General features: G+C 33.5%; 2 pseudogenes. One reads left to right on the top strand and one right to left on the bottom strand.

The window, feature by feature from the left end:
- Positions 1-206: 206 nt before the first annotated feature.
- Positions 207-404 (bottom strand): annotated as a pseudogene (locus ADF62_RS10025) (transposase); the annotation flags it as partial.
- Between the two features lie 320 nt (positions 405-724).
- On the opposite strand from ADF62_RS10025, the pseudogene ADF62_RS10020 reads away from it, so the two are divergent.
- A pseudogene (locus tag ADF62_RS10020) lies at positions 725-1,052 on the top strand (helix-turn-helix domain-containing protein); the annotation flags it as partial.
- Positions 1,053-1,249: the final 197 nt, after the last annotated feature.

Below are 1,249 nucleotides of genomic sequence, written 5' to 3'. Positions count from 1 at the left end.
ATAAAAATACCTCTTAAGTAGATTTTAGGTATTTACCTTGTCTACTTAAGAGGTATCATATCATTTTCACGGGTGGTTTGCTCTTCGGCTGAAAGGCACCGCTAAAGATCTACCGAATCGTTTTCCTTCATCTCACCTTTTCTCGATAACCCGACTAACTGGTCTCAATATCAACAAAAAGCCTAAAAACTAAATTTACAACACTCATATTTATACTTTAAATTAGCGTTTCCGACAAATATCATTAAGCTACTCTTACCCTTTAAATATCCCATAAATGAAGAAACAATTAGTTTATATAGTATACTCACCAACATGTGAATATGATCTATGTATTTCAACATAATCGTAAGATTTGAACTATACTTGTTTTGTATTTTCCATAAATTATCTGACGTCGATATTTTAATGCGAACACAATATGATACTTATAATTCCTTGTAGTATGTACTAAACTATTATTATCCTGTCACATCAAGGATTTTCTTTAGTATATTAGTTAGTGATCAGGAAAACTTATCTAATATAACACTTTAGGGAGATATTATTGATATATCGCTAAAAGCTTTTCAGAACCACTAGCACCGCTAGTGGTTTTCAAGGCTCTATAATTTCTGTAGTTGGTAAAACCACTGTAGAGATTATAGAGCTTTTTTTGAATGTACCCAAAAAGTCCCATAAGAACTATAATGAAAAGCAACTAAACCATTCTTAGGAAGAACTCATGAGATTTATTCAGAATACCACAGAATAAAAAAACTAACGTCATTATTTCTCTTGTTTTTGAAAAAAATACCCTCATCGAGGTTCAAGTAAAACTGGAATACCAACACTACTATATCCTTGAAAAGGCTTTCTTCCAGTGTAAAGGGTGTCAGAGAGTCACTGTGGTCGAGACATCAATCGTTGAGAAAAAACACCAAATTACAAATCTAGTCCGACAAAAAGTTACACAACTCCTTACTGAAAAGGGATCACTAACAGATATTGTCAAAAGACTTCATGTCTCAACGTCCACTGTCTATCATAAACTTGACCAGTTTACTTTCAAGTAACATAAAGACCAACTCCCTACTGTTATGTCCTGAGATGAGCAAGATACAGTTTATTAAGATGAATATGTCAGAAGCCTATATGCCACTAGCTCGAAGACTTTTTGTCAAACCTTAACTACAGTTGACAAATGAACCAAAAAAGCTAGACAATGTCTAGCTTAAAAAACTATACTCCGCCAGTAGGACTCGAACCT

The organism is Streptococcus sp. 1004_SSPC (genome assembly GCF_001069025.1).
GTDB lineage: Bacteria > Bacillota > Bacilli > Lactobacillales > Streptococcaceae > Streptococcus > Streptococcus vestibularis.
The sequence above is the reverse complement of the archived record's forward strand: the minus strand, read 5'-3'. Positions and strand labels throughout refer to the sequence as shown.